At 70.9% G+C, this 24,347-nt stretch carries 16 protein-coding genes and 3 pseudogenes; 15 read left to right on the top strand and 4 right to left on the bottom strand.

Going from position 1 to position 24,347, the window contains the following annotated elements; all coding sequences use genetic code 11:
* Nucleotides 1-89 precede the first annotated feature (89 nt).
* The 4 genes from ACIBJF_RS14335 (at nucleotide 90) to ACIBJF_RS14320 (ending at nucleotide 4,663) form a co-directional block, all read left to right on the top strand.
* Nucleotides 90-1,670, top strand: a complete 1,581-nt coding sequence (locus ACIBJF_RS14335) for a GMC oxidoreductase (RefSeq protein WP_399174012.1) — start codon at nucleotides 90-92, stop codon at nucleotides 1,668-1,670.
* Nucleotides 1,671-1,833: 163 nt separating this feature from the next.
* Nucleotides 1,834-2,673 (top strand): SDR family oxidoreductase, encoded by an 840-nt coding sequence (locus tag ACIBJF_RS14330; protein ID WP_399174011.1) that lies wholly within the window; start codon nucleotides 1,834-1,836, stop codon nucleotides 2,671-2,673.
* 192 nt (nucleotides 2,674-2,865) lie between these two features.
* Nucleotides 2,866-3,432, top strand: coding sequence for a cytochrome ubiquinol oxidase subunit I (locus ACIBJF_RS14325; RefSeq protein ID WP_399174010.1), 567 nt, complete (start codon nucleotides 2,866-2,868; stop codon nucleotides 3,430-3,432).
* A gap of 10 nt (nucleotides 3,433-3,442) precedes the next feature.
* The gene (locus ACIBJF_RS14320) at nucleotides 3,443-4,663 is read left to right on the top strand and encodes an RNA-guided endonuclease InsQ/TnpB family protein (protein ID WP_399174009.1); all 1,221 of its coding nucleotides are present in this window, start codon (nucleotides 3,443-3,445) and stop codon (nucleotides 4,661-4,663) included.
* 100 nt (nucleotides 4,664-4,763) lie between these two features.
* Here the strand turns inward: ACIBJF_RS14320 and ACIBJF_RS14315 are convergent.
* Nucleotides 4,764-5,027 (bottom strand): annotated as a pseudogene (locus ACIBJF_RS14315) (trehalase-like domain-containing protein); the annotation flags it as partial.
* Nucleotides 5,028-5,271: 244 nt separating this feature from the next.
* On the opposite strand from ACIBJF_RS14315, the gene ACIBJF_RS14310 reads away from it, so the two are divergent.
* The 6 genes from ACIBJF_RS14310 (at nucleotide 5,272) to ACIBJF_RS14285 (ending at nucleotide 15,138) form a co-directional block, all read left to right on the top strand.
* Nucleotides 5,272-5,607 (top strand): hypothetical protein, encoded by a 336-nt coding sequence (locus ACIBJF_RS14310; RefSeq protein ID WP_399174008.1) that lies wholly within the window; start codon nucleotides 5,272-5,274, stop codon nucleotides 5,605-5,607.
* A 187-nt stretch (nucleotides 5,608-5,794) separates the two neighbouring features.
* Nucleotides 5,795-8,089 carry an FUSC family protein gene (locus ACIBJF_RS14305; protein WP_399174007.1) on the top strand — a complete coding sequence of 765 codons (2,295 nt, stop codon included), beginning with the start codon at nucleotides 5,795-5,797 and terminating at the stop codon, nucleotides 8,087-8,089.
* Nucleotides 8,090-8,207: 118 nt separating this feature from the next.
* Entirely contained in the window at nucleotides 8,208-10,940 is a 2,733-nt protein-coding gene (locus ACIBJF_RS14300; protein WP_399174006.1) for a SpoIIE family protein phosphatase, read from the top strand.
* 60 nt (nucleotides 10,941-11,000) lie between these two features.
* Nucleotides 11,001-13,088 (top strand): SpoIIE family protein phosphatase, encoded by a 2,088-nt coding sequence (locus tag ACIBJF_RS14295; RefSeq protein WP_399174005.1) that lies wholly within the window; start codon nucleotides 11,001-11,003, stop codon nucleotides 13,086-13,088.
* 155 nt (nucleotides 13,089-13,243) lie between these two features.
* A complete protein-coding gene (locus ACIBJF_RS14290; RefSeq protein WP_399174004.1) occupies nucleotides 13,244-13,672 on the top strand; it encodes a hypothetical protein in 429 nt (142 codons plus the stop codon).
* Nucleotides 13,673-13,716: 44 nt separating this feature from the next.
* Entirely contained in the window at nucleotides 13,717-15,138 is a 1,422-nt protein-coding gene (locus tag ACIBJF_RS14285; RefSeq protein WP_399174003.1) for a diacylglycerol/lipid kinase family protein, read from the top strand.
* A gap of 95 nt (nucleotides 15,139-15,233) precedes the next feature.
* Here the strand turns inward: ACIBJF_RS14285 and ACIBJF_RS14280 are convergent, their stop codons facing one another.
* Together ACIBJF_RS14280 and katG are read right to left on the bottom strand one after the other, a co-directional pair.
* Complete coding sequence (locus tag ACIBJF_RS14280; RefSeq protein ID WP_399174001.1) at nucleotides 15,234-15,953, bottom strand: ribonuclease BN; 720 nt, start codon at nucleotides 15,951-15,953, stop codon at nucleotides 15,234-15,236.
* Between the two features lie 289 nt (nucleotides 15,954-16,242).
* Entirely contained in the window at nucleotides 16,243-18,435 is a 2,193-nt protein-coding gene (gene katG, locus ACIBJF_RS14275) for a catalase/peroxidase HPI (protein WP_399174000.1), read from the bottom strand.
* 686 nt (nucleotides 18,436-19,121) lie between these two features.
* On the opposite strand from katG, the gene ACIBJF_RS14270 reads away from it, so the two are divergent.
* Nucleotides 19,122-19,769 carry a TetR family transcriptional regulator gene (locus tag ACIBJF_RS14270; protein WP_399173999.1) on the top strand — a complete coding sequence of 216 codons (648 nt, stop codon included), beginning with the start codon at nucleotides 19,122-19,124 and terminating at the stop codon, nucleotides 19,767-19,769.
* 225 nt (nucleotides 19,770-19,994) lie between these two features.
* Here ACIBJF_RS14270 and ACIBJF_RS14265 read toward each other — a convergent pair.
* Nucleotides 19,995-20,333 (bottom strand): annotated as a pseudogene (locus ACIBJF_RS14265) (MFS transporter); the annotation flags it as partial.
* Between ACIBJF_RS14265 and ACIBJF_RS14260 the strand changes: the two are divergent.
* From ACIBJF_RS14260 to ACIBJF_RS14245, 4 genes and pseudogenes are all read left to right on the top strand, one after another.
* Nucleotides 20,333-21,354 (top strand): annotated as a pseudogene (locus ACIBJF_RS14260) (AMP-binding protein); the annotation flags it as partial. The pseudogenes ACIBJF_RS14265 and ACIBJF_RS14260 sit on opposite strands and share 1 nt — an antisense overlap.
* Before the next feature lie 434 nt (nucleotides 21,355-21,788).
* Complete coding sequence (locus ACIBJF_RS14255; RefSeq protein ID WP_399173998.1) at nucleotides 21,789-22,586, top strand: FadR/GntR family transcriptional regulator; 798 nt, start codon at nucleotides 21,789-21,791, stop codon at nucleotides 22,584-22,586.
* A gap of 1 nt (nucleotide 22,587) precedes the next feature.
* The gene (locus ACIBJF_RS14250) at nucleotides 22,588-23,421 is read left to right on the top strand and encodes a sterol desaturase family protein (protein ID WP_399173997.1); all 834 of its coding nucleotides are present in this window, start codon (nucleotides 22,588-22,590) and stop codon (nucleotides 23,419-23,421) included.
* Between the two features lie 120 nt (nucleotides 23,422-23,541).
* Nucleotides 23,542-24,345, top strand: coding sequence for an intradiol ring-cleavage dioxygenase (locus ACIBJF_RS14245; protein ID WP_399173996.1), 804 nt, complete (start codon nucleotides 23,542-23,544; stop codon nucleotides 24,343-24,345).
* The last annotated feature ends 2 nt before the right edge of the window (nucleotides 24,346-24,347 follow it).

The following is a 24,347-nucleotide window of genomic DNA, read 5'->3' as shown; positions in this document are numbered from 1 at the left end:
TCCAGGTGCCGCACCACCGCCGGGCGCGTAGGTTCGAAGAGGGATACCCGCAACGGCCGCAGACCACGCGAGCAAGGACGGTGGTTGACGTGGACGCCCTGCCCTCGTACGACGTCATCGTGATCGGTACCGGCGCCGGCGGCGGCACGCTGGCCCACCGTCTCGCCCCGTCCGCCAAGCGCGTCCTCGTCCTCGAACGCGGTGACTACCTGCCGCGCGAACGCGACAACTGGGACTCGACGGCCGTGTTCGTCAAGGCCAAGTACCGCGCCCCGGAGTTCTGGCTGGACCGGCACGGCAACGAGTTCCCGCCCGAGGCGAACTACTACGTCGGCGGCAACACCAAGTTCTACGGGGCGGCACTGTTCCGGCTGCGTCCCGAGGACTTCGGCGAACTCCGCCATCACGACGGCATCTCGCCCGCCTGGCCCATCGGTTACGACGACCTGGAGCCGTACTACACCCAGGCGGAGCACCTCTACCTGGTGCACGGCCGGCACGGCGAGGACCCCTGGGAAGGGCCGTGCAGCGCTCAGTACGCCTATCCGCCGGTCGAACACGAGCCGCGCATCGAGCAGTTGAGCCACGACCTGGAGAAGCGCGGACTGCACCCCTTCCACCTGCCGATCGGCGTCAACCTGACGCAGGACGCGGTCGGCCGCGCCACCCACACCAGTACCTGCATCCGCTGCAACCGGGTGGACGGCTTCCCCTGTCTGGTCCGCGCCAAGTCCGACGCCCAGGTGATCTGTGTGGAGCCGGCGCTGGAGCACCCCAACGTGGAGATGATCACCAACGCCCGGGTGACACGGCTGGAGACCGACCCCTCCGGGCGCAGCGTCACCAGCGTCGTCGTCCAGCTCCCGGACGAGCAGGAGGCCCGGTTCTCGGCCGACGTCGTGGTCGTGGCCTGCGGGGCCGTCAACTCCGCCGCCCTGCTGCTCGCTTCGGCGAGCGACCGGCATCCGAACGGGCTGGCGAACAGCTCGGACGTCGTCGGCCGCCACTACATGCGCCACAACAACCTGGCGCTGATGGCCGTGTCGAAGGAGCCCAACGACACCCAGTTCCAGAAGACCCTCGCCCTGCACGACTGGTACCTGGGCGCGGACGACTGGGACTACCCCCTCGGCGGGATCCAGATGCTCGGCAAGTCGGACGCCGAGCAGATCCACGGCGAGGCGCCGCGCTGGGCCGGAGCGGTGGCGCCGGACATGCCGTTCGAGGTCCTGGCCCATCACGCCGTCGACTTCTGGCTGTGCGGAGAGGACCTGCCGCAGCCGGACAACCGGGTCACCCTGGAAGACGACGGCCGGATCAGGCTCACCCTCGACGAGGGCAACAACATCGCCGGGGTCCAGCGCCTGCGGCACGAACTACAGCACATGCTCGGCCATCTGGGCATGCACGAGCACCGTCTGCTGTCCCGCAGCATCTATCTACACAAGGGCATGCCGATCGGCGCCACCGCACACCAGGCCGGCACGGTGCGCTTCGGCACCGACCCGGCGTCCTCGGCCCTGGACGTCCACTGCAAGGCCCACGACCTGGACAACCTCTACGTCGTCGACACGAGCTTCTTCCCGAGCATCGGCGCGGTCAATCCGTCCCTGACGGCCATGGCCAACGCCCTTCGCGTGGGCGACCACCTGCTGGAGCGGCTCGGCTGACCCTCCGCCTGCCCCGGCTCCGACCGGGCGAAGAACTCAGCCGGGCAGCGCAACGCGGTCCCCTCCGGGATGCCGCCCCCTCCCGGCGGTGCTTGGCTGATGCCCGGACCTCCGGGCGACGGGCCCGGCTGGATGCGGGCACGCAGTGGAGGAGCAGGACATCGTGAGTTCCACCGAGGGCGCGCCCCAGGGCGTCATCCCCACCCAGCTGCTGCGGGGCCAGAAGGCACTCGTGACCGGCGCGAACTCCGGCATCGGCAAGGCCACGGCCATCGCCCTGGGCCGGGCGGGCGCCGATGTCGGGGTGAACTACGTGGCCGGCCGTGAGGACGCCGAGAAGGTGGTCGAGGAGATCACCGCATTCGGGGTGCGGGCGGCCGCCTACGAGGCGGACGTCTCCGACGAGCAGCAGGTCGTCGCCATGGTGGACCGGATGGTCAAGGAGTTCGGCACGATCGACATCCTGGTCGCCAACGCGGGACTGCAGCGGGACGCGTCGGTCACGGACATGACCCTCGCCCAGTGGCAGAAGGTCCTGGACGTCAATCTCACCGGGCAGTTCCTGTGCGCGCGTGAGGTGACCAAGGAGTTCCTGCGCCGCGGGACCGTCCCGGAGGTGTCCTGCGCGGCCGGGAAGATCATCTGCATGAGCTCGGTGCACCAGATCATCCCGTGGAGCGGTCACGTCAACTACGCCGCGTCCAAGGGCGGCGTGCAGATGATGATGGAGACCCTGGCCCAGGAACTCGCTCCGAAGCGGATCCGGGTGAACGCGGTCGCCCCCGGAGCCGTCAAGACCCCCATCAACCGCAGCGCCTGGGAGACGCCGGAGGCACAGCAGGACCTCATGCGGCTGATCCCGTACAAGCGGATCGGCGATCCCCAGGACATCGCCCACGCCGTCGTCGCCCTCGCGTCCGACCTGATGGACTACGTCGTGGGCACCACCCTGTACGTCGACGGCGGGATGACTCTCTTCCCCGGCTTCGCCACCGGCGGCTGACCCCCACCCACCCGCGTCGGCCTCTGGAGACACCTCACATGCACACGCTCCTGCTGCCCGCGGACGTGCCGCCGCAGACGCTGCCGGCCCGATCGATGATGGCCTTCACCCTGGCCTCGCGCATCATTCTGATGCCCCTGGGCGTGGCCCTGCCGCTGATCACGCTCATCATGCACGACTACGGTCTGCGCCGTGGCGACGCCACCGCCCTTGCTGCTGGCCCGCCGGTGGTCGGCCGTCATGGCGGTCCAGTTCGCGATCGGCGTCGTCACCGGTACCGTGCCGTCCTTCGAGTTCGGGCTGCTGTGGCCGGGCATGATGGGCCGGTGGGGCGATGTCTTCGGCATCGGGTTCGGCGTCGAGGCCTGGGCGTTCTTCCTGGAGGCCGTCCTCATCGCCATCTACCTCTACGGCTGGCGGCGGCTTGCCTCCCGGGCCCACTTCCTGCTCGGTCTTCCACTGCCGCTCGTGGCCCTGCTCGGCGCCTTCGGCATCCTGGCGGCCAACTCGTGGATGAACACCTCGAGGGGCTTCACCCTCGACGCCGCCGGCAACCCGGTCGACGTGAAGATCTGGAAGGCGGTCTTCACCGGGTTCCTCCGAGGATGCCCCGGCCTTCAGACCGGGGAGGAATCGGACTCCTGCGGAGCAGGGCAGGGACAGCCGGATCGCCGTCAGGGCGATCCGGCGTCCACCCCGCACGGCGGTGATGCCGCCCACCATGATCAAGAACTCCCAACTGTCAGCCCCCTCAAGTAGATTCGGATGCATGACGACAGAGGCGACCACGAAGGAGACCGGGCATGCCCGGTACACCTTCCGTGTGCGCCTGTCGGCTACCGCGCGGCGCGCACTCGAAGCGGAGTGGGATCGCTGCCGGTGGATCTGGAATGAGTGCGTCGGGAAGTCCCGGCAGGTGCACGCGCAGGGCCGGGCGACGGGTGAGAAGGTGACCTGTGGTCCGGGGCAGTTGGACAAGATGCTGACCGAGGCGCGCGGGGTGACGCCCTGGCTGGCTGAGGGCGCGAGCGTGCCGCAGCAGCAGGTGATACGCGACTTCGCCACGTCCCGTGCCAAAGCGCTGAAGGACATCAAGGACCGGCTTCCGATGCACCGCCGGGCCGGGATGCCCAGGTGGAAGAAGAAGCGGGAGGCGCGGCCCAGCCTCAACTACACCAAGCGCGGTTTCCGCCTCGATGACGGCCGCCTGCACCTCGCGGGCCAGATCGTGCTGACGGTGGTGTGGTCGCGGGAGCTGCCCGCGGACCCGTCCAGTGTGCGCGTGTACCAGGACAGCCTTGGCCACTGGTATGCGTCCTTCGTCGTTCCCGCGCAGAGCGAACCGCTCGCTCCCACGGGGCGCGTGCTCGGGGTGGACTGGGGTGTGACGGAGACCGCCACCACCACGGACGACGCCTACGACCTGGCGCATGCCGAGCACGGCAGGCGGGCCGCGCAGCGGCTGGCGAGGTATCAGCGGATGATGGCCCGGCGCCGGCCTTCGAAGGGACAGCCCGCATCCGCCGGCTACCGCAAGGCGCAGGCACAGGCGGCGAAGCTGCACAAGAAGATCGCGAGGCGGCGGGAGGACACCGCCCGCAAGTGGGCCAAGCGGGTGATGCGCGGCCACGACGGGGTCGCGGTGGAGGACTTTCGGCCGAGGTTCCTGGCGAAGACCACCATGGCCCGCAAGGCGGCCGATGCCGCCATCGCCGCGACGAAGCGTGCCCTGTGCGAGATGGGCCGCAAGCACGCACGGGACGTCCGTCTCGTGCACCCGGCGCACACCACGATGGACTGTGCCACGTGCGGAGCGAGAACCAAGCACGCACTACCTCTCTCGATGAGAACGTATACCTGCACCGCGTGCGCGGCCGTGTCCCCCAGGGACAAGAACTCCGCCCGCGTGATGCTGGTCCGGGCAGGTTGGAACCCGGACGGTGCCGAGGGCGTAAGACCACCCGAGCCGCCGGCTCCGGCGGCGGCCTGAGCCGTAAATCCCCGCACAGCCCTGGAGGGCGACGCATCCCCTCCCTCCAGGGAGGGGAGCCTTCAAGGGCATGAAGTCGAGCACCCTCCCTCACCTCAGCCTCACCGGCGCCCGCCTCGGTCATGAACCGGGTCACCAGGATCGCCGTGTCGGGCAGGTACAACTGCCTGGTCGCATGGGTGAGATGCGCCGGCCGGACCGTGCAGTGCCCGCCCTTGTCCTTGTCCAGCAGCGCCCCGAAGACACTCGGCGAGTCGAAGCGCGGAGAGCAGAACCAGTCGACCACGCCCTCGGTGGTCACCAGCGCCGCGGTCTGCAGATCTCCGATCAGACCGTGGTTCTCGATCAGCGGGTAGTCGTCCATCGGGGCGCCCCTTTCGGTGTGCGATTCACCCGGATGGGCCCCCTGGATCAGCGTAAGTCGCGGGTCCTGGTGCGGCCACGGCGCCGCCACCGGCCCCCGGACACAGCCGGGAACCGAACGCTCGGCGACGGCACGCCCGCAACCGCCGGGCGGCGGGGCCTCACCGTGCGACTCCGTCCCGTCTGGCGGATAGTGAGGAAAGGACGAGATCCCCGGCAGCTCCCCGCACCTCAGGAGGCGCTCGATGCCCCCTTCACGGTTGTTGGCCGCGCTCACCGGCATCACGTTGCTCGGTGTCGCGCTCACCGCCTGCCAGGACCAGGCGTCCGGTCAGATCGTGGCGCGCAACGGTTTCAGGATCGTGCAGACCCTCTCCAACCCGCCGATCCACCGGTGCCACCGCTTCCCCGAGGGCGTGACCCACGTCAACAATCAGACACAGAGCAGCCTGCTCCTGTACACGACACCGGACTGCACCGTGCCGCCCGGTGGACAGAGCAGCTACCTGGACATCGGGGCGTCGGACCGGGTTGTCAGGGCCACCGGCCTGTGGCACAGCTTCTCCTTCGCGCCCGGATGACACCGCGGGCTCGGCGCCGCCTCAACCAGCGGCCGGATCGGCTCTGGTGACGCGCGCTCAGGTGCCGGTCGCGTCACCACGATGTGGACGTGACCCGCCGCCCCTCGGCCGTCGGCCGACCGGATGCCATGAAGGGCGCGGCGCGGGGCGTCGCAGCCGGCCACGGCCGGGTCGGCGGGAGGTGCGTATGTCCGGGCAGACACCGACCGCGCCGAGGCTGCTCTCGTGGTGGCGTGAGCGCGATCCGGATCTGGCGGCGACGCGGCGGGCCGGGCGGACCGCGATCGTCATGCCGGCCCTGTTCGCGCTGTGCGGTCAGGTCCTGCACTCCCCGGCGATGGCGAGTTTCGCCGCGTTCGGGTCCTTCTCGATGCTGCTGCTGGTCGACTTCAGCGGCCCGATGGCGGAGCGGCTGCGCGCGCAGACGTGGCTCGGGGTGGCCTGGGCGGTGCTGATCTGCGTGGGGACACTCGTGGCGCGCGTGACCTGGCTCGCCGTCGTCACGACGCTGCTGGTCGGCTTCGTCGTCCTCTTCTCCGGCGTCGTCAGCTCACTCCTGGCGGGCAGTACGACCGCGCTCCTGCTGGCGTTCGTTCTGCCGGTCACGTCACAGGTGCCGCTGTCCCAGCTGCCCGACCGCCTCGCGGGTGCCGGGCTGGCGGCCGCGGCGGCGTTGCCCGCGGTCCGGCTGCTGTGGCCGCGGCCCGTCGCCGATCCGCTCTGCGCGCCCGCGGCCCAGGTCTGCCGTGCCGCCGCCGCCCACCTGCGCACGGACGCCTCCGGCCTGGGGGGCCTGGGACCGGTGGCCGACGCCGCGCAGCGCCGGGCGGCAGCCGAGCTGATCGCCGACGCCGGCGCGGAACTGCGGCGCGCCTTCGACACCACCCCGTACCGCCCCACCGGTCTGTCCACGACCTCGCGCGCCGTGGTCCGCCTGGTCGACGAGCTGACCTGGCTGAGCACCATCCTGGCGGACCGACCCGCCTACACCGACGGGCCCCCGGCCTGCGACCCGGCCGCGCGCACGGTGCGCCTCGTCGCCGCCGACGTCCTCGATCACGCCGCCGGCCTCCTGACGGAGATGCGCGGCGACACAGGCCCGCTGCGGACCTCCATGGAGGTGCTGCGGCAGACCATGAAAGGGATGGAGAAGACCTCCACGGTGCGCCTGCCCGCCGACCACCCGGTCGGTGACAGCCCGGCGGAGGTCTACGCGTTCATCGCCACACTCGACCTGTCCTTCCGGGCCCAGGAGCTCGGCTACGCCGTCCTGCAGATCGCCGGCAACGTCGAACTGGCCGCCACCGCATGGCAACGTCCCTGGCACGAACGGCTCCTCGGCCGTGAACCGGGCGCGCTGACCGCACCGCTGGCCCTGGCCCGCGAACGGGCCACAGCGCACCTCGGACTCCGCTCGGTCTGGCTGCACAACAGCCTGCGCGGCGCCGTCGGGCTCGCCATCGCGGTGCTCCTCGCCGAGCTCACCGGGATACAGCATTCCTTCTGGGTCCTGCTCGGCACCCTGTCCGTGCTGCGCTCCAATGCGCTCAACACCGGCCAGAACGCCCTGCGGGCGGTGCTCGGCACCGTGGTGGGCTCGTTCATCGGCGCCGGGCTGCTCCAACTGATCGGCCAGCACGGCACCGCCCTCTGGTTCCTGCTGCCGCCCGCCGTCCTGGTGGCCGGCATCGCCCCCGCCGCGATCTCCTTCACCGCGGGACAGGCCGCCTTCACCGTCACGGTCGCCGTGTTGTTCAACATCGGCCAGAACCCCGACTGGCACATCGTCCTGCTCCGCGTCCAGGACATCGCCCTGGGCTGCGCCGTCAGCATCGCCGTCGCGTTGTTCTTCTGGCCCCGTGGTGCCGCGGCCGCCGTCCACAAGGCTCTCGCCGAGGCGTACACCGACAGCGCTCACTACCTCGTCGACGCCGTGCGCTACACCCTCGGCGCCTCCGGCCCAGCGGACCCCGCCGCGCCCGTCGGCGAACCGGTGCGGCAGAACCTCCAGGCGGCGGCCTCCGCCCGCCGCCTCGACGACGCCTTCCGGACGTACCTGGCCGAACGCGGCGCCAAGCCCCTGCCCTTGGCCGACATGACCGCGCTCGTCACCGGAGTGGCGGCCCTGCGCCTGGCCGCCGACGCCGTCCTCTCCCTGTGGCGGGACAGCGGGCCGACGCCCGGCCACGCCGGGCAGACCGACGCCCACCGCGCCGTCGTCGGCGCCGCCTGCGCGGTCATGGACTGGTACTGCGGCTTCGCGGCGAGTCTCGGTCACAAGGCGCCCACCCCCGACCCGGTACCGCTCCGCCCCAAGTCCGCATCGCAGCTCGTGGAGTCCGTCCGCACCGACCTCGTCGACGGCCGCGGCCGGGCCACCGCCACCGCCGTCCGCGTCATCTGGACCCGTGACCACGTCGACGCCGCCCGCCGCCTCCAGCCGAGCCTCGCCGCGGCGGCGCGGGGAAACGTCGTCCGCTGATGCCGGTACGGCCCGCCCGGTGCGCGCATGCCTTTCCCCGGACGAGTCTGCGTCCGCCAGGAGAAGGCGCGACAATTGTCTATATGTCTTCTCCGTCACCGGAGGGATGTGGGCGTCGGTGGTCTGGTGGCCCGGGCGGGGACGGCGGCCGGGTGGCCGCAGACGCAAGCTCTCGCAGCGCATTCTCCTCGCCCTGCTGCTGATCCTCGCGGTGACGAGCACCATCGGTTTCGCACTGTTCGCCTCCACCCAGCGCGCCCGGCTGGACGCCCTGTACGAGCAGCGGGCGGTGGCGATCGCGCGGATCGCGGCCGGAGACCCGCAGATTCGCGGCGCGCTGGCCGCCGGAGCGCCGCCGACGCGCCACGGCGTCGTGCAAAGCACGGCCCAGCGCATCACCACCGACTCCGGTGCCTCCTATGTCGTGGTGATCGACCTGCACCGTGTCCGTCATTCGCATCCCACTCCCGCCCTGATCGGCCGGAAAGTCTCCGAACCGATCGTGGTCCGGGACGGAAAGGCACACACGAGGATCAACGTGGGTGCGACGGGCCGCTCGGCCAATGGCCTGGTGCCGGTGTACGCACCGGGCGGCGGTCGCCGTCTGGTGGGAGAGGTCTCGGCCGGCATTCCGGAGGCGCAGGTGTCCGGCGAGTTGGTGCGTGAGCTGCCCGCCTTGGGCATCTACGCCGGGGTCGCGCTGGCGGTCGGAGCGGGCGCCGCCTTCCTGCTGGCCGCACGGCTCAAGCGGAGCACGTTCGGACTGGAGCTGGAGGAGATCGCGGGCCTGCTCCAGGACCGGGAGGCCACGCTGCACGGTATCCGGGAGGGCGTCGTCGGCCTGGACCCGCACGGGCGGATCACCGTGGTCAACGACGAGGCGCGGCGGCTGCTCGGTCTCACGGGAGACGTCGAGGGACGTCCCTTGTCCGAGCTCGGGCTCGAGCGGGCGGCGGCCGAGTTGCTGGCTCCGGGACGCGTCGTCAGCGACGAGGTGCTCACCGTCGGGGAGCGGTTGCTGGTGGTCAACTGCTGGCCGACGGGGCGCGACGGCGGCCCTCCGGGGAGCGTGGCCACGCTGCGGGATTCAACCGAACTCCGGCTGCTCTCACAGAAGGCCGAGGCGGCTCGCAGGCGCCTGCAGCTTCTCTATGACGCCAGCGGGTCCATGGGGACCTCACTCGACGTGAAACATACCGCCGCAGCACTCGCCAGGGTCGTGATACCGCACTTCGCCGACTTCGCCGTGGTCGATCTCGTGGAGTGCGTCCTGCACGGCGAGGAACCGGCGCCCGGCGGTGGCTCCCGGATGCACCGGGTGGCCGTGCACGGCATTCGCGAGGAGCATCCCTTCATCCGGCTCGACGAGGTCTTCGAGCTGGACCCCGCCACACCGCAGGCGTGGGCGTTCGGCCACCAGCAGGCGGTGCTCGAGCCCGACCTCCGTGCCGCGCAGGCGTGGCGTGCCCAGGACCCGGCGCGAGCGGAGGCCATCCTCGCCGCCGGCCTCCGCTCGCGCATCGTGGCCCCGCTGCGCGCCCGGGGTGTGCTGCTCGGCGTGGCCTACTTCTGGCGCATGCGGGAGCGTGAGCCCTTCGACGAGGACGATCTGTCGCTGGCCGAGGAACTGGTGGCCCGCGCGGCGGTCTCCGTCGACAACGCCCGCCGGTACACCCACGAGCACGCGATGGCTGTCGCTCTGCAGTGCAGCCTGCTGCCGCGCGCCATGCCCGACCAGAACGCCGTCGACCTCGCCCACCGGTATCTGCCGGCCCGGTCCGTGGGCGGCGACTGGTTCGACGCCATCCCGCTGCCCGGCGGGCGGGTCGCGCTGGCGGTGGGCGACGTCGTCGGTCACGGCCTGCACGCGGCGGCCACCATGGGGCGGCTGCGAACGGCCGTGCGCAATTTCTCCGCGCTCGACATCCCCCCTGACGAACTGCTGTGGCATCTGGACGAGCTCGTCGCACGGATCGACGAGGAGGACGCCAGCGACGACGGCAGGACGGGGATCACCGGCGCGTCCTGCGTGTACGTGATCTACGACCCGACCACCCGGGCCTGCACGATGGCACGGGCCGCGCACCCGCCGCCCGCGGTGGTGATCCCCGACGGCACCGTGGAGTTCCCGGACGTGCCGGCCGGGCCGCCGCTGGGTCTGGCAGCGCTGCCGTTCGAGACCACGCAACTGCGGTTGCCCGAGGGCAGTCGGCTCGTGCTGTACACCGACGGGCTGATCAAGGCCCGCAACCGCGACGTCGACGAGAGCCTCGCGCTGCTGAGCGCCGTCCTCGGCGACGCGGGCCGCACCCCGGAGGAGACCTGCACCGCGGTGCTGGACGCGCTGCTGCCCGTGCGTCCCCGCGACGACGTCGTCCTGCTCGTCGCCCGGACCCGCGCCCTGGCGGACGACCGGATCGTCACCTGGGAAGTGCCCTCCGATCCCGCGGCGGTGGCCGATGCGCGCACCAGGGTCCACCAGGTGCTCTCGGAGTGGAGGTTGGACGAGCTGGTGTTCACCACCGAACTCATCCTCAGCGAACTGGTCACCAACGCCATCCGCTACGCGACCGGGCCGATCCGGGTGCGCCTGCTGTACGACCGCAGCCTGATCTGTGAGGTCTCGGACACCAGCAGCACCTCGCCTCACCTGCGCTACGCGGCCACCACCGACGAGGGCGGCAGAGGTCTCTTCCTCGTCGCCCAGCTCGCCGCCCGGTGGGGCGCCCGGTACCTGTCCACCGGCAAGATCATCTGGGCCGAGCAGACGACCCCCGTACCGGTGGCGGACACCGCCGAACCACACAAAGGTCCAGGTGTGCGCTCCCGGGTCTGGGCGGACCATGGATGAGGGCAGAAAACCCGCCGGTACGGCAGGAGCCGAGGCGCCGAGCGGGAAGGAACACGAGGCATGGGCACGAAGGACTCCTCCCGAGCAGGCCACGGCCGGCCGGTGGCGGGTCCTGGCGCGCCGCCCAGTGGCCTGCTGGATCTGCTGAGCGTCGCCGCGGTGGTGCTGGATGCGAACGGCCGGGTGGTCTTCTGGAGCCCGAAGGCCGAGGACCTGTTCGGCTACACCGCCGCGGAAGCGCTGGGTCAGCAGGCGGCCCGGCTCACGGTCCACGAGGAGCACCGGGACGAAGTGATCAAGCTGTTCGCCGGGATCATGGAATCCGGCACCGACTGGGCAGGGTCCTTCCCGATCCGGCACAAGGACGGCAGCACCCGCCGGGTGGAGTTCCGCAACATGCGGCTGATGGACGACCTCGGTGGTGTCTACGTTCTGGGCCTCGCCGCGGACCAGGCCGCTGTGGAACGGATCGAGCGAGATGCCTCCCTGGCCATGCGTCTGGTGTCCCAGTCCCCGGTCGGGCTGGCCATTCTGGACCCGGACCTGCGGTACCTCGCGGTGAATCCCGCTCTCGAACGCATCACCGGCCAGTCCGCCGCAGAGCGTCTCGGCCGGCCGGTCGGCGAGGTCCTGACCTACCTGGACACGAACCCCGAGGCACGTCTGCGCCGGGTCCTGGAGACGGGCGAGTCGGTCGTGGACCGGCACATCGTCTGCCGTCCCCCCGCCGACCCGGACCACGAGCACGCCTGGTCCGTCTCGTACTACCGGCTGGAGGATTCCGGTGGGCGGGTCCTGGGCCTGGCGTATTCCGTCATCGACGTCACCGAGCGCCATCGAGCCGCTGCCGAGGTGGCACAGGCCCGGCAACGGCTGGCACTGATCGCCCAGGCCTCCGCCTGCGTGGGTTCCACGCTCGACCTGGAGACGACGGCACGCGAGCTCGCCGACATCGTCGTACCGGTCCTGGCCGACGTGGCCGCCGTGGACGTACTCGACAGCGCCCTCGACGGCCGGAGCGCGTCACGCGAGGGCCCGGCCCGCTTCCGCGCCCTCGCCGTCAGTGCGGCCCACTCCACCGAGGCGGTCCGCGCGGCCGATCCGCCAGAGGGACTCGCCACCTACGACAGCGACTGCCTGATCACCCAGTGCGTGCGCACCCGCCAACCGGTCCTGGTGCCCCACGCCACCCGTCAGGATCTGGAGCGCATCGCCCGGCACGGCGAGGCCGCCGCCCTCCTCGCCGCGGCCGGCGTTCACTCCTATCTCGCCGTACCGCTCCTGGCCCGGGGCGAAGTCCTGGGCGCCCTCGACCTCGCACGCACCCTGAACCCCGCGCCGTTCGACGAAGACGACGCCTTCCTCGCCGGCGAGTTGGCCACCCGGGCCGCGGTCTGCATCGACAACGCCCGCGGCTACCAGGCCCAGCGCCAGACGGCCCTCACCCTCCAGCGCAGTCTGCTCCCCGAGCGCCCCTCGCACCTGCCCGGCCTGGAGGTCGCCTGCCGCTACCAGCCCGCCAGCGCCACGTGCGAGATTGGCGGCGACTGGTACGACGCCGTACCTTTCCAGGGTGACAGAACCGCCCTGGTCGTCGGGGACGTGATGGGCAGCGGTATCAAAGCCGCCGCCACCATGGGGCAACTCCGCAGTGCCGCCCGCGCGTTCGCCGAGCTCGCCGTCGCCCCCGCCGAGGCTCTCCATCACCTGGATCACCTGACCGAAGGTGTCGAGCAGACCATCACCACCTGCGTCTACTGCGTCTACGACCCGCACCTGGGCACGTGCGAGATCTGCCTCGCCGGCCACCTGCCTCCGGTCCTGATACGACTCGGCCGAGCAGCCCGGCTCCTCGACCTCCCCACCGGCGCGCCGCTCGGCGTCGGCGGGGTGCCCTTCGAGGCCGCCACCATCACCTTCCACCCCGGCGACGTGCTGGTCCTCTACACCGATGGCCTGGTCGAAACCCGGAGCGAACCCATCGACGCTCGCCTGGACACCCTCCTCGACGCCCTCACCGCGACACGCGGCCACGACCTGGAAAGCACCTGCGACCGGCTCCTGGAGATCCTGCGCCCGCCCGGCGGCGAGGACGACGTGGCACTGCTCATCGCCCGGGCCCGGCCCTTCGGCAACGGGGCAGGGTGAGTCCTCGAACACGCCATCTCACCCGTTCGGGGTGAGGCGGCATGGCCTTTTGACATGCGCAAATTGAATCGGCAGAAGGAGTTCGACACCTACGAGCCGGTCCTGAGCGGTGGCCGTGGTGGTGTCTTGCGACGACGCACACAAGGAGGTGGGCCATGACTGCGACACCTGCAGCCCGCCCGGAAACGGCGAAGCAGCAATGGGCCGGCGGCCTGATGATGTTCGGCGCCGTCATGCTGATGATCTGCGGAGTGCTCGACGTCTTCCGCGGCATCATGGGCATCGCCCAGGACAACGTGTTCATCACCACGAACGGATATGTCTTCCAGTACGACCTCACCGGCTGGGGCTGGATCCACCTCGTTCTCGGCGCGGTCGCCTTCGTGGTCAGCCTGGGCCTGTTCCAGGCAGCGACGTGGGCCCGGGTCGGCGGCGTGGTCATCGCCGGCTTCCTCATCCTCGCCAACTTCCTCTCCATGCCGTACTACCCGTTGTGGTCGATCGTGGCGATCGCGATCTCCGGATTCGTGATCTGGGCGCTGTGCGTCGTGCAGACCGAGCGGCCCTCGGCCGGCTTCCGGTAGGGCGACGCGACCGTCGCACGGCACTGTTCTCGCGGCATGAGGGGATGGGATTCGACGTGCGACAGGGACGAGGCCGGGACGCGCGGGCCGTCGCATGGGCAGCCGGCCGCGGAACGCCCGTGGCATGGGCCCGGCTGGCACTCCTCGCCCTCGCGGGCAGCGTGCTCGTGCTGTTCGTCGCCGCCGGGCTGAAAGGCCTGCTCTGGGCACTCGTCGCCGTGGCGGGAGTGGCCCTCACGGCCGTCGGCGTGTGGTGGGTCCTCGCCCACTCCGGGGTCCTCCGGGCCGCGGGTGCCCTCCTTGCCGTCCTGGTTCCCATCGCGGTGCCGGCCCTGCTCGCCACGCGGGGCATGCTGTGGCCGGCCTGCCTGTCCTGGGGCTTTTGGATCCTGGCACTCGCAGCCGCCCGGATCGCGATCACACCGGCGGGACCCTCCGCCGGACGCACCCGCGAGCCCGGGCCGGTGCCGGCGGCGCGGCACCCGTGGGTCGTGATGAATCCGCGCTCCGGCGGGGGCAAGGTGGACCGCTTCCACCTGGTGGAGAAGGCGAGGGCGACGGGCGCGAGCATCGTCGTGCTGGATCCGGTGCGACACCAGGACGTGGCGGACCTGGCCCGGCGTGCGGTGGCCGAGGGGGCCGATCTGCTGGCCGTGGCCGGCGGCGACGGCACCCAGGCCCTGGTCGCCGAGGTCGCTGCCCAGCACGACGTGCCCTTCGTGGTCGTCCCGGCCGGAACGCGCAACCACTTCGCCCTCGATCTCGGTCTCGACCGCGACGACCCGGCGGCCGCCCTGGAGGCGTTCACCGATGCCGTCGAGTTCCGCGTCGACCTGGGGTTCGCCGCCGACCGGGTGTTCGTCAACAACGCGTCCTTCGGCACGTACGCGGCCGTGGTGCGCGAACCCTCCTACCGGGAGGCCAAGCTGCGCACGGCGCTGGAGGCGCTGCCCGTTCTCCTCACCGGCCCCGGGGCCCCACGGCTGCGCATGCGTGCCGGACACACGCGGATCGGGGGACTGCAGGCCCTGCTGGTTAGCAACAACCCCTACCGCCCCGTCGTCGTCGACTCGGCGCATCCCGGACTCCGGGAGAGCCTGGACTCCGGGCGACTGGGGGTGCTGTGCATGCGGGTCGACACCCCGCGCCAGGCGGCCCGGCTGTCGACCCGGCTCCTGGGAAGCCGGCGGTCACCGGGCGTGACTCGGCTGACGGCCTCCGAAGTGGTCGTCGAGGCCGACACGGACACCGTGCCGGCCGGCATCGACGGCGAGTCCGTCGTACTGCCCGCTCCGGTGGTCTGCCGGGTGGTACCCGGAGCCCTGCGGGTGCGTGTACCACGTCACCGTCCGGGAACGCCGCCGAACAGGCCCCCGGCCGACTGGCGACGAGTGCTCCACCTGGCCCTGGCCCGTCCGACGCTGCGGCGCGTCCCGAAGCCGCCGGCGTCTGACCGCCTGAAGTGATGGAAGGCCCACGGACACGCACCGTCGGCCACGGCGACCGTCACGCCGGGCGGCTTGACCGGACGCGGGGACCACGGCCGGCGTCGAGCCTGAGGTTAGTGCTGTCGGCGAACCGCGCGGTACTTGGCGAACTCGTGTCCGACGACGGCACCGAGGTGGATGACCACGCCTACCGCCACCAGCCAGGACAGGATGACCATGACGACACCCACGGGGCCGTATTTCTGATTGTTGGCCACGATCGTTTCGGAGAAGAAGCGGGAGGAGAACCACCCGAGGCCGGTCCAGGCGACACCGGTGGTCACAGCCGCCGGCAGGAGGAAGCGCCAGGTGACCGCTCCGGTCAGCAGCAGCCGCATGGTCCCCCACCAGAAGAACAGCGCCAGGACGAAATCGGGCAGGGTGCTCAGCCGCGATCCGAGTGCTGCGCCGATCCCGGCCCGGGCCGCGCTGTAGGCGACCAGCGTCGCCAGCCACACGAGCTGAGCCCCCAGGTCCCGCCACCAACGTGACGGCGTGCCGAAGAGGAACTGGTACCAGCCTTGCAGGGTGCCGGCCACGGCGACCGCCCCCGCGATCAGCAACACGGCGCTCACCAGGTTGAGGGTGTACGAGCCGGGATTGGGTTTGAACAGACCGGCCACGGCCTGGGCCGCCTGCTCGTTCAGTCCGAGCCATCCCGCCATGACCTTCGCCGCGTCCTGGCCGAACGCGGCGGTGACAAGGATCAGGAACGGGAAGAAGCAGAGGAAGGCGAGCGACGCGAGCTGGAACGAATGGCCGAAGAAGTCCGCCGCGCTGAGGCGTTCCCACAAACGTCCCGCCGCGCTTGCCCCGAAACGGCTTCCTGTCGCCTGCCATGCGTGGTCCAGCCGACTCCAGTACGAGGCCGTACGCCTGCCCTTGGCAGGGGGGCGGCGGCCAGGTGGACTCGGTCGGCGTACCGCCATCGTGACGTCCCTTCAGCCGGCCGACGGACGCGGGCGGCGCCCGCGAGCATGACCCACGGCTGCACCACCGCCTTCTGGTGGGCAGCCGTTCACCTGGTCCTCGCGGTCGCGCTCGCCGCCGGTCGGCCGATGACGGCCGACCGGGACGTCGGGCTCAGGCGAGGTCGAACCGGTCGAGATTCATCACCTTGTTCCACGCTGCCACGAAGTCACGTACGAACTTCTCTCCCGCGTCCTGGGACGCGTAGACCTCCGAGACGGCTCGGAGCTGGGAGTGCGCACCGAAGATCAGGTCGACGGCGGTGGCGGTCCACTTGACCTCGCCGGTGGCGCGATCCCGGCCTTCGAACACGTTCTCGTCCGTAGCCGACGCCTTCCACTCCGTGCCCATGTCGAGCAGGTTGACGAAGAAGTCGTTGGTCAGGGTCTCCGGCCGGTGGGTGAAGACACCGTGGGGGGATCCCTTGAAGCCGGTGTTCAGGGCCCGCATGCCGCCGATCAGCACCGTCATCTCGGGAGCGGTCAGCGTCAGCAGGTTGGCGCGGTCCAGCATGAGGGTCTCCGGCGACAGCTTCTCGCCCGCCGGAAGGTAGTTGCGGAAGGCATCCGCCTTGGGCTCCAGCACGGCGAACGACGCCGCGTCGGTCTGCTCCTGCGAGGCGTCCGTACGCCCCGGTGCGAACGGAACCGTGACGTCGTACCCGGCGTTCCGCGCGGCCTGCTCGACGGCCGCGCACCCGGCGAGGACGATCAGGTCGGCGAGGGAGACCCGCGTTCCGCCGGTCTGCGAGGCGTTGAAGTCCTGCTGGATCTCCTCGAGCGTGCGCAGTACCTCCGTCACCTCGGGGAGGGCGTTGAGCTCCCAGTCCTTCTGCGGCGCGAGCCGGATCCGTGCTCCGTTCGCCCCGCCGCGCTTGTCGGTACCGCGGAAGCTCGCCGCCGACGCCCAGGCGGTGGTGACCAGCTGGGGGACGGAAAGACCCGAGGCGAGGATCCTGCCCTTGAGGGCGGCGATGTCCTCGTCCCCGACCAGTTCGTGGTCGACGACGGGAACGGGGTCCTGCCACAGCTGTGGCTCGGGAATCCACGGGCCGAGGTAACGCGAGAGGGGCCCCATGTCGCGGTGCAGCAGCTTGTACCACGCCTTGGCGAACGCCACCGCGAGTTCGTCCGGGTTCTCGTGGAACCTCTTCGTGATCGGGCCGTAGACCGGGTCCACCTTCAGCGCGAGGTCCGTCGTCAGCATCATGGGGGCGTGCCGCTTCGACGGATCATGGGCGTCGGGCACGGTGTTCCGCGCCGCGGGGTCCGTGGGAGTCCACTGGTGGGCGCCGGCGGGGCTGCTCGTCAGCTCCCACTCGTACCCGTAGAGATTGTCCAGGTACCCGTTGTCCCATGTGGTCGGCTCGGTGGTCCATGCGCCCTCCAGACCACTGGTGAGCGCGTGGGGGCCCGTGCCGCCGTCGTATGTGTTCCGCCAGCCGAGGCCCTGCTGCTCGATGGGGGCCGCCTCGGGCTCCGGGCCGATGTAACTGGCGTCGACCGCGCCATGGCACTTGCCGAAGGTGTGGCCGCCGACGATGAGTGCGACCGTCTCCTCGTCGTTCATCGCCATGCGCCCGAACGTCTCCCGGACGTCCCGGGCGGCGGCCATCGGATCCGGGTTTCCGTTGGGCCCCTCCGGATTGACGTAGATCAGTCCCATCTGCACGGCGGCGAAAGGACCGGTGAGTTCCCTGTCGCCGCTGTAGCGCTCATCTCCGAGCCATGTGTCCTCGGGCCCCCAGAAGATCTCCTCGGGTTCCCAGATGTCCTTTCGTCCGAAACCGAACCCGAACGTCTTGAACCCCATGGATTCCATGGCGCAGTTTCCGGCGAAGACCAGAAGATCGGCCCAGGAGATTTTCCGGCCGTACTTCTGTTTGACCGGCCACAGCAGACGGCGCGCCTTGTCCAGGCTCGCGTTGTCGGGCCAGCTGTTCAAGGGGGCGAAGCGCTGTGCCCCGCTGCCGCCACCGCCGCGGCCGTCCTCGATGCGGTACGTTCCCGCGGCATGCCAGCTCATCCGGATGAAGAGCGGCCCGTAGTGACCGTAGTCGGCGGGCCACCAGTCCTGGGATGTCGTCATCACCTCGAAGACGTCACGCTTCAGCGCGTCGACGTCGAGGGTCGCGAACTCCTTCGCGTAGTCGAAGTCCTCGTCCATCGGGTTGGACCGGGGCGAGTGCTGGTGGAGAACCTGCAGGTCCAGCTGATTCGGCCACCAGTCCCGGTTCGTCCTGGGCCGCCGAGTCGGTGTGGGCGTCGGTGAAGGGATTGCAGGATTCTCGCTTTCACTGCCGGACATGCCCGTCCTTCTTCCTGTCTCGGTGTTCCTGCTGCCGGCTGCCGCCCTTGACGTCGTCGGCTTTGCTGGTGTCGAGCACGTCGACCCGCACAATCAGCGCGCCATGGCGCCCACCGGCTGGAAAATATGCTGTGCCACGTCCGTATTATCGTGGCGCACCGCAGACCACACCTCTATGAAACACGCAGAGCACCCCTCATGACAGACGTGAGAGAAGTCGCGGCCTTTCCGCTCCCGTGCCGACTTCCGGCGCAAGCCGAATCGAATTCGAGCGAGTGAGAAGCGAGTGCGAAGGGAGAGACGCACCGAGGCGGAGCCCGTCCTCGACGAGGCCGTGATGGCGGCGACGCGCCCGCCCGGAACACCGTCAGAGCCGTCAGCATCGCGAAGTCGGACTGGTGCGGGGCGGCCTTCTCGCTCCCGAGGACAGCACCGCCCTGCCGGCTCGCGCCCGGGCACGGGCGGCCCTGCACCGTTTCGCCGAGGCCATGGCCGACCTCGACGCGGCAGGCCGGGTCGGCGCGGCGCGGGCCACCCTGTGCGCGGACCGGGCGGCGGCCCTGCAGGCGGCAGTCGGCTGCCGCACGGAAGCCCATGCCCTGCTGAGGCGGCCACGGATCGGGCCGGGGCTCGCGTGTCAGAATGAAGGCGCCCGTTCGTCCATCCGCCCGCATCGAGGTTCTTCCGTGTCCCAGCCCGTCGGCCGCGTGCCGCAGCGACGCAACGCGCGGTCCAACCGGGCGCGCATCCTGGCCACCGCGCGTCAGGAGCTGGGACGGAACCCCGACATCACCCTGGAGGAGCTGGCTCGCGCCTCCGGTGTCGTCAGGCGCACCCTTTTCGGGCACTTTCCCGGACGGGCGGCGCTCCTTGAGGCGCTGGCCGAGGAAGCCGCCGAGGCCCTGCAGACCGCCGTGGCGGCCGCACCGCCGGCGCCCGAGCAGGCCGAGCGGGCACTCGCGCACTTCTCCCTGTCGATGTGGCCCGTGGGTGACCGCTACCGGATGCTCCTGGCGCTGGCCCGTCGGGACCTGGGCGTGGAACGTGTCAACGAGATCCTCAAGCCCGCCCGTGTCAGGGCCACAGGCATCCTGGAGCGGGGGCAGCGCGACGGCGTCTTCCATTCCCATCTGCCCCCCGCTGTGCTCAGCGCCGGTCTGGAGGCGATGACGGTCGCCCTGCTGGAAGAGGTCAACACCGGCGCTTTCGAGGACGACGGCACCCGAGTGGCCGTCGCCACGCTCATCGCGGCCGGTGTCCCGGAGAAGCGTGCGCTCGTCATGGTCGATGACGCGGCCGCCACGGCAGCGGCGGAGGATGCCGCCGGCGGCTGAGCCGCAGCGCGCTCACCGACATCGTCGACGCGGCTGCTGGGCGGCTGGCCGCCGAGTGCGGTGTGGCAGCGGACGACGAACGCGGGGCAGCGGGAGCGGACAGCGGAAAAGGGACGGCGCCGGGCGTCCCCTCCCGGCACCGTCCGGGGCCGTGCGCCGCTCAGGCACAGCCCGTCCTGGGGTGGTGGGGGCCGAAACGGAGTCCGGCCCGCCGTCTTGTGGGTCTCAGGCGGCGCCCACCGACTCGGTTTCCTGCGCCGCCACCGCCGCGTCCTGCTGACGGTGCTTGCCGGTGTGCCCCCGGCCGGGCAGCACCGCGATGACGATCACGGCCCCGACGGCCATGATGATGCCGCCGATGAGGCTGGTGTGGGCGATGGCGTGGGCGAAGGACTCGTGCACCGCCGCGACCAGGGCCTGGGCCTGCTGGGCCCCGGCCTGCGGGTTCTTCGCGACCTGCTCGGCGACCGCGAGACCGCCGCCGACCGAGTCCTTGGCGGTGTCCATCGCGGCGGCCGGAAGGTGTCCGCCGACCAGGCCGGTCAGCTTGTGCTCGTAGGACGATGTGGAACCTGGTCGCCTCCACCCTGCTGACGGGTGCCACGACCTGTACCTACGACGGCAGCCCGGCGCCCTTCGCCAAGCTCGGCGTCCTGTGGGAGCTGGCCGCGCGCCACCGGGTGACCGTCTTCGGCACCAGCCCCCAGTACCTGCTGGGCATGGCCAAGTACGGCATCGACCCGTCCGCGCACGACCTGTCGTCGATCCGCGTGGTCGGCTGCACCGGCTCCGCCCTGCCGGCCTCCGCCTACCCCTGGGTCCGCGACCACGTCGGCGACCACGCCCTGCTCGCCTCCATCAGCGGCGGCACGGACGTGGTGTCCGGCTTCGCCGGCAGCGCGCCCAACCCCCCGTCTGGGCGGGGGAGTTGTCCGCACCCCACCTGGGCGTGGCGCTGGCCGCGTACGACACCGAGGGCGCCCCGGTCACCGACCAGGTGGGCGAGCTGGTGGTCACCCGCCCCATGCCGTCGATGCCGCTGTACTTCTGGAACGACCCCGACGGCACCCGCTACCGCGACGCCTACTTCTCCTCCTACCCCGGCGTCTGGCGGCACGGCGACTGGATCACGCTCACCGGTCACGGCTCGGTGATCGTCCACGGCCGCTCCGACAGCACCCTGAACCGCAACGGCGTACGCCTGGGCAGCGCCGACATCCACGACGTCGTCGAACGCCTCCCCGAGATCACCGAGGCCCTGGTCATCGGCGCGGAAGAACCGGACGGCGGCTACTGGATGCCGCTGTTCGTGGTCCCGGCCCCCGGGGTGACCCTGGACGACACCCTCCGCGAGAAGATCCGCGCCGCCGTCCGTTCCGGTGCCTCACCCCGCCACGTCCCCGACGAGATCCTGCAAGTGCCTGGGATCCCGCACACCCGCACGGGCAAGAAGCTCGAAGTACCCGTCAAGCGCCTCCTCCAAGGAGCTCCGGTCGAGCAGGTCGTCAACCCCGCCGCCGTCGACGACCCTGATCTGATCGGCTACTTCGCCCGCGTGGGAGCCGAACGCCGGAACCGGTCGTCATGGCCACGGCACACAGCCCGCCCCTCCGCGCTGCGGCAGCCCCCCAACTGGTGCACGGCCACGGCATGTCTGCCTTCGCCAGGGCTCACACGTCGCGTGTGAGGCGTTCCATCAACTCGGGGTCAGCGCGCTGAACTCTCCGCTGCCATGCGCCTGGCCGCGTCGTGGTGCGCGCCAACCCCTCTGCCGTCACGGTGGTTGACGCGCACCGGTGTGCGAGCCGGTCGTCGGGGCGACCGGTTGTCGGGTCGTCGGCCTCACTGCTGCTGAAGCGGCGGCAGCGTGCACCGCTCACCACAGCAGATGCGTACGCCCACGATCGGCGCCGGATACAACGGCGCGCTGCTCGCGGCACAGCTCGCCGGGGATGCCGACATCGACTCGTGGAACCCGGTCCGCCGACCGGATCGCGGATGCGTCAGGTTGGTCCGCCGATGGCGATCCGTGCGCGCGGAACGCCGCAGAAAAACTGGTCCAACCAGTTGACCAGTGAGCCGGTCGCGTTCACCCTGATCGCCATGAACCATGGACTCGTCCGGCGCGAGGCGGTCTCCGACCAACTCTTCGCGCTGCTGCGCGACAGGATCCTCGGCGGGGAACTGCCGGCCGGTGCCGCGCTCACCGCCGAACGGGACTTGGCGGCCGAGTTCCGGGTGAACCGGCATGCCGTCCGAGAGGCCGTCAAGCGGCTTCAGCAGGCACGGCTGGTCGAGGTCAGCCACGGCGGCCGCACGCTCGTCCTGGACTGGCGGCACACCGCCGGCCTCGACCTCGCCATGGGCATCGCGGCGGCCGACGCCGGGCCCTCGGTGGAGGACCTCGCCCGCGACGCCCTGGAGATGCGGGCGTGCATCGGCGCCGACGCGGCCCGGCTGTGCGCGATCCGGTGCTCCGAGGACACCGCCGGGGAGATCGTCGAAGCCGCGTGCCGGTACGCGCGCACCGGCCCCGATCTGACCGAGCTCGGCGATGCGGACGTCGCCTGGTGGCGGCTGATCGTGGAGGGTTCCGGGAACGTCGCCTACCTGCTGGCCTTCAACAGCCTGGTGGGCGGCACACTCCCGGTGGCCGACGTGCCGGACGGCCTGCGGACCGCGGAACTCCTCGACGTCGAAGCACATCAGCGGCTGGCGGCGCACATCGCGGCACGCGAGGCCGAGGCAGCCGAACGGCTGGCGCGCGAGCTGCTGTCCCGCAGTGTGCCCGCGACGCCGCGGAAGGCGGTGCGCTGACATGATCCCGGCCGTGGTCTACGCGATACCGGCGTTCGTGCTGCTGGTCGTCGTCGAGGCACTGTCCTACCGCTTCCTCCCGGACGACGACGAACGCGGCTACGAGCTGCGGGACACCGTCACCAGCATGTCCATGGGCGCCGGCAGCCAGGTCGTCGCGATGCCGTGGAAGGCGGTGACGATCGTGCTGTACGCGGCTCTCTTCGCCGTCGCCCCCTGGCACCTGTCGCCGTCCTCGGCGTGGACGTGGGTGCTGCTGTTCTTCGGCGACGACCTTGCGTACTACGCCTTCCACCGCGCCCACCACCGGGTGCGGGTGCTGTGGGCGAGCCATGTGGTCCACCACTCCAGCGTCCGTTTCAACCTCTCGACCGCCCTGCGCCAGAGCTGGACGCCGATGACGGGGCTGCCCTTCTGGCTGCCGCTGGCACTGCTCGGCATTCCGCCGTGGATGATCCTGCTCCAGCAGGCCTTCAGCCTCGTCTACCAGTTCTTCCTGCACACCGAGCGGGTGGACAAGCTGTGGCGGCCGGTGGAGTGGTTCTTCAACACGCCCTCCCACCATCGCGTCCACCACGGCTCCAACGAGGTCTACCTGGACCGCAACTACGGCGGCATCCTCATCGTCTGGGACCGGCTCTTCGGCACGTTCGAGCCGGAAGGCGTGCGGGTGGCGTACGGCCTGACGAAGAACATCGACACCTACAACCCGGTGCGGGTGGCCTTCCACGAGTTCGCGGCCGCCTGGCGCGACGTCCGCGCGGCGCGCCGCTGGCGCGACCGGGTCGGGTATCTGTTCGGGCCGCCCGGCTGGGCACCCGGGGCGGATGGATGACCTGTCACCGCTGATCTTCGCACCAGGGTGCTCAGGCCGGTCCCGTGGGTTTCGTAACGCGGTGGCTTCGTGGGTCGTCCGTGCGATCCCGTGGGCCGTCACCGGCGTCATGCTCGCACCATGACTGACATCCCCCACGACAACACCGTGGAACCGCAGCGCGACCTGGAGCCGTCGGACGTTCCCGCAGGTGCCACCCGCAGGTCCGTCATAGCCACCCTGGGCGGCGCCACCCTCGGCGTGGCCGCGCTGGGTCTCGCCGCCACGCAGGCGACCGCTGTCACCGAGCACCGGGCCGCGGCCCGGCCGGCCGCCGACTGCGTCCTCACGCCCGAACAAACCGAGGGGCCGTACTACCTGGACCTGGAGACGGTCCGAAAGAACATCACAGAGGGGAAGGCCGGCGTTCCGCTGACCCTCCGCGTGACGGTGGTCGACGCGGCGACGTGCGCCCCGCTGCCCCAGACGGCGGTCGACATCTGGCACTGCGACGCGCTTGGGGTCTACTCCGGTTATGTCGCCGGAGGTTCCACCCCGGACACGACATTCCTGCGCGGCGTGCAGCTGACCGACTCCGCCGGTGTCGCGGAGTTCACCACCGTCTACCCCGGCTGGTACGTCGGCCGGGCCCTCCACATCCACGTCAAGACGCATGCGGGAGGCACCGTGTCCAACGGGACGTACCACGGCGGCCACGTGTCCCATACGGGCCAGCTCTACTTCCCGGAGGCGTACAACACCAGGATCGCCGCCCTGTCCCCGTACCGGAACAACACGGCCACCCGCACGCTCAACGCACGGGACGGCATCTACCGCAACGGCGGGTCCTCGACCCTGCTGAGCCTCACCCAGGCAGGCGGCGACCTCGGCAAGGGGGTGACCGGAACCGTCGTACTCGGCATCGACCCCGCCGCCACCCCCTGACG

Origin of the sequence: Streptomyces sp. NPDC050743, assembly GCF_044456925.1 — a bacterium.
Classification (GTDB): domain Bacteria; phylum Actinomycetota; class Actinomycetes; order Streptomycetales; family Streptomycetaceae; genus Streptomyces.
The sequence above is the reverse complement of the archived record's forward strand: the minus strand, read 5'-3'. Positions and strand labels throughout refer to the sequence as shown.